Origin of the sequence: Mesorhizobium sp. M7A.F.Ca.CA.002.09.1.1 (genome assembly GCF_003998555.1) — a bacterium.
Taxonomy (GTDB): Bacteria; Pseudomonadota; Alphaproteobacteria; order Rhizobiales; family Rhizobiaceae; genus Mesorhizobium; species Mesorhizobium ciceri.
Map to the genome: position 1 here is coordinate 1 of NZ_RZRR01000457.1, position 4,402 is coordinate 4,402.

General features: G+C 64.7%; 4 protein-coding genes and 1 pseudogene. 1 reads left to right on the plus strand and 4 read right to left on the minus strand.

All coding sequences use genetic code 11. The features are described 5' to 3' along the window. Window positions 1-73: 73 nt before the first annotated feature. From EN994_RS19570 to EN994_RS19585, 4 genes and pseudogenes are all read right to left on the minus strand, one after another. A pseudogene (locus EN994_RS19570) lies at window positions 74-487 on the minus strand (ATP-binding cassette domain-containing protein); the annotation flags it as partial. Then, window positions 484-1,560: an ABC transporter ATP-binding protein gene (locus EN994_RS19575; RefSeq protein WP_082826631.1), complete on the minus strand. Its 1,077-nt coding sequence runs from the start codon at window positions 1,558-1,560 to the stop codon at window positions 484-486. The gene EN994_RS19575 and the pseudogene EN994_RS19570, both read right to left, overlap by 4 nt. Window positions 1,561-1,563: 3 nt before the next feature. After that, window positions 1,564-2,409 carry an ABC transporter permease gene (locus EN994_RS19580; RefSeq protein WP_024501859.1) on the minus strand — a complete coding sequence of 282 codons (846 nt, stop codon included), beginning with the start codon at window positions 2,407-2,409 and terminating at the stop codon, window positions 1,564-1,566. Then, complete coding sequence (locus EN994_RS19585; RefSeq protein ID WP_063169870.1) at window positions 2,406-3,419, minus strand: ABC transporter permease; 1,014 nt, start codon at window positions 3,417-3,419, stop codon at window positions 2,406-2,408. Before EN994_RS19585 ends, EN994_RS19580 begins: the two co-directional genes overlap by 4 nt. A gap of 186 nt (window positions 3,420-3,605) precedes the next feature. On the opposite strand from EN994_RS19585, the gene EN994_RS19590 reads away from it, so the two are divergent. After that, window positions 3,606-4,402, plus strand: a 797-nt coding sequence (locus EN994_RS19590) for an IclR family transcriptional regulator (protein WP_164746021.1), incomplete at its 3' end; no start/stop codon positions are given.

Here is a 4,402-nt window from a genome sequence, read left to right on the forward strand (position 1 = left end):
GCTACATCCAGCTCGTCTTCCAGGATCCCTACGGGTCGCTGCATCCGCGCATGCGCATTGCCGACAACATCGCCGACATGTCGCTCATGCGCAGCGGCTCGGCGATGTTGTCGGCAATGCGCATGCGCGGATGCAGCGACCCGTAGGGATCCTGGAAGACGAGCTGGATGTAGCGCCGCATCAGGCGCATGTCTTCGTGATTGAGCGCGAGCAGGTTCTGGCCACGGAACCAGCTTTCGCCGCTGGTCGGCTCGATCAGCCGCATCAGGCAGCGCCCGAGGGTCGACTTGCCGCAACCGGATTCACCGACCAGACCCAGCGTTTCGCCCGGTGCTACGTCGAACGAGACATCGGCGACCGCACGGACATGGGCAACGGCACGGTCGAAGACGAGGCCGCCGCGAACCGGAAAGTCCTTGACGAGATGGCGAACAGAAAGCGCAGCCGCCGGTTTGGTTTCCGCCTGGAGTTGCTCCGCTGCGCTCATGAGGCCACGTCTCCACTGTCCAGGCTCGCCGCCGCCAGCACAGCACTGTGGAAGGGCGGCAAGGTCGTCGCGAAATGACAGGCCGAGAACCGGCCGCCGACATCGTGCAAAGGCGGGTCCTCGGTCCGGCAGCGTGCCGCGGCATAAATGCAGCGCGGATGGAAGGCGCAGCCGCCCGGCAAGCGCCCAAGTGCGGGCGGCGAACCGTCGATCGAGAACAGCCGCTCGCGGCTTTCCTCGAGGTTGGGGATCGAGGCGATCAGGCCACGCGTGTAAGGATGGCGCGGATCGGCGAACAGCTCGGATACGCCTGCCTGTTCGACGACACGGCCGGAATAGACGACCGCGACGCGGTCGGCATGGCCGGCGACGACGCCGAGATCATGGGTGATCAGCACCAGGCCGAGGCCGAGCCGTTCCTGCAGCGAGCGCAGCACGGCCAGGATCTGTGCCTGCACCGTGACATCGAGCGCCGTGGTCGGTTCGTCGGCAATCAACAGGTCAGGATCGTTGGCGACGGCCATGGCGATCACCGCGCGTTGGCGCATGCCGCCGGAGAATTCATGCGGATACTGGTTGACCCGGCGCTCCGGCTGCGGGATCGCCACCAGATGGAGCAATTCGACCGCGCGCGTCATCGCCTGTTTGCGTGTCACGCGCTGATGCAGCCTGACCGCCTCGGCAATCTGGGCGCCGACGGTCATCACCGGATTGAGCGAGGACAGCGGGTCCTGAAAAATCATGGCGATGCGCGCGCCCCTGATCTTGCGCATCTCGCGCGCCGGTTTGCCGACCAGTTCGTCGCCGTTGAAGCGGACCGAGCCGGTGACCACCGCGTTCTTTGACGTGAGGCCGAGCGCGGCGAGCATGCCGACGGACTTGCCCGAGCCGGACTCACCGACAATGCCGACCACTTCGCCCTTGGCGACGTCGAGGTCGATCCCGCGAACCGCTTCGAACTGACTGCCGGCCTTGCGGAATCCGACCCGCAGACCGCGTATGGACAGCAGCGGCTCGCGCTCGCCCACCTTGTCGACTGCGCCCGGTGGCGCTGAGGAAATCTGTGCGCTCATCGCCTAGTCCGACCTTGGATCGAGAATGTCGCGCAAGCCGTCGCCTATGAAGTTAAAGCCGAGCACGATGGTGAGGATGGCGACGCCGGGACCGAAGGCGATCCACCATTGATAGAAATGAACGGCGCCATCGGAGATCATCGAGCCCCATTCGGGTGTCGGCGGCGTGGCGCCGAGGCCGATGAAGCTGAGCGACGCGGCAAGCAGCACGACCTGGCCGAGATCCATGGTTGCGCTGATCAGCACCGGGGTCCAGCAAAGCGGCAATATGTGCGTGAACAGCACGCGCCGCGGCCTGGCGCCGGCGGCGATTGCCGCCTCGACATGCTCGCGCTCCTTCACCTCCAATACCTGCGCCCGCATCAGCCGGGCGTAGACGGGCCACCAGACGAGCACCATGGCTATGGCGGCATTGCCGAGGCCTGGTCCGAGCGACGCCGCGACGGCCATGGCCAGCAGCATCGGCGGAAAGGACAGAGTGACGTCAACAAGCCGCATGATCGCCGCGCCGGTCAATCCGCCGACGAAGCCGGAAATGGCGCCGAGCAGCGAGCCTATGATCACTGCAGAGACGACGACCAGAACCGCGATCGGCAGCGAATGCGCGGCCCCGTGCAGAGTGCGGGCCAGCACATCGCGGCCGAGTGCGTCGGTACCCAGCCAATGCGCCCAGCTTGGCGCCTGAAGCCGGCGTGCGACCATTTCGAGCGGATCGAACTGCACGACCAGGTTGGCGAATACGGTCATGAACAGCCAGAACAGGATGACGACCGTGCCGATGACCAATGGCGCGGTCAGCCATTCGGGAACCGTCGAGGAGCGGGACTTGGTGACGACGACTGCCATCAGCTCAACCTCACGCGCGGATTGGCCACGACATAGAGTATGTCGGTGATAAGGTTGGTGACCAGGAAGGCGAGACCACCGACGATGGTGACGCCGATGATCGCCGGGAAGTCGAGCGCACGCGCTGCCTCCACGGCATAGGATCCCATGCCCGGCCAGGAGAAGATGGTTTCGGTCAGCACCGCGCCGGTGATCAGATAGGCGAAGGAATAGCCGATGACGGTCAGGGTCGGCACCATGGTGTTGCGCAGCGCATGGACGATGACGACGCGGAATTCGCTCGCCCCCTTGGCGCGCGCGGTGAGCACGAACTCGCGGCTCATCACATCAAGCATGTTGGCGCGCACCAGCCGCGATATGGTGCCCGAAACCGTCCAGCCGAGGACGAAGGCCGGCAGAAGCAGGTGCCAGAGCGCGTCCTTGAGGACGGTCCAGTCGCCAGCCAGAAGCGAATCGATGGTCAGGAAGCCGGTGATGCCGGGCGGCAATGCCAAGCGGGCATCGACCCTGCCCGGCCCCGGCAACCAGTTCAGCATGACGGAGAAGATGAACAACAGGCCGAGCCCCGACCAGAACACCGGCAGCGAAGAGCCGAACAAGGCGAACAGCCGCGCGCCATGGTCGATCAGGCTGTTGCGGAAATAGGCGGCCAGCACACCAAGCACGATGCCGAGCGTGGTGCCGAAGATCATCGCGGCGAAAACCAGTTCGAGCGTTGCCGGCAAGCGGTAGAGAATGTCGGTGCCGACATTGCGCTTGGTGATGAAAGAGGTGCCAAGATCGCCGCTCAGCAGATTACCAAGATATATCATATAGCGTTCCGGCAAAGGACGATCGAGACCCCAACGCGTCTTGGCGGCGGCCACCACTTCGGGGTTGCTCATCTGCTGTTCGGCGACAATCGCGGTCAGCGGATCCCCCTTGGTCACCGTGGTGATCAGGAAGGCGATGGTGACGATGCCGAGCACCAGAAACGGCATTGCGATAAGCCGGCGCAAAATATAGCGAGACACGTGGCTACCTTCACAAGGAGGGGCTTTGTAAGATGGCACAAGGCGCTGGGACATGCCATCGACGGAAACATATTGACAGCCCGCGAAAGCCGCTGTCAATATAAATGGAATTTAATTTCATTTTTGATCGACAGTGCCGACGTCACCGGCCCGACAGGCGGACGACGACGCCAGAAAGACCTCAGCGTGCGCAAGCGAGCCACCAGGGACGAGACGGAGCTTGAAGGCGAAGGCGCACAGCTTTCGTCGTCGCTGGTGCGCGGGCTCGGCATCCTGCGCGCCTTTCGGCCGGGCGACGCCTCGCTCGGCAACCAGGACATCATTGCCCGCACCGGCCTGCCCAAAGCCACGGTGTCGCGCATCACCTATACGCTGAGCGCGCTCGGCTACCTCCTGTACGACAAGGATCTCGGCCGCTACAGCCTGGGGTCGGCTACCGTGGCGCTCGGCTATTCGGCGCTCAGTTCAAGCGCCGTCGTGCACGTCGCCCGGCCGCTGATGCAGCCGCTGGCCGATTTGACGGGGGCGGCGGTGGCGCTCGGCACGCGCGACAGCCTCAACATGGTGTATCTCGCCAATTGCCGGTCGGAGAGCCTTGTCACGCTGCGGCTCAACCCGGGCTCCTATCTGCCGATCTGGAAGACATCGATGGGGCTGGCCTATGCGGCGGCCCTTTCACCCGAGGAGCGCGTCAGCCTTGTACGGGCTTTGCAGGAGGCGGAGCCGGACAAGGCAGCGATGATCGCGGCGGCGATCGACGATGCGATCGCCCAATATGCACGCCAGGGCTATGTGACGTCGTTCGGCGCCTGGCACAGCTACATCCATGCAGTCGGCGTGCCGTTCCGCCCGCGTGACGGCTCGCCGCTGGTTGCCATCACCTGCGGCGGCATCGGCGAGATCATCACCGAGGACCGCGCGCATGCCGAGATCGGACCGGCGCTGGTGGCGATGGTGAAAGCACTGGGCGACCAACTCGAGGG

Coding starts and splice junctions, on each gene's coding strand:
- EN994_RS19575 (WP_082826631.1), bottom strand. CDS start 1,560: ATGAGCGCACAGATTTCCTCAGCGCCACCGGGCGCAGTCGACAAGGTG.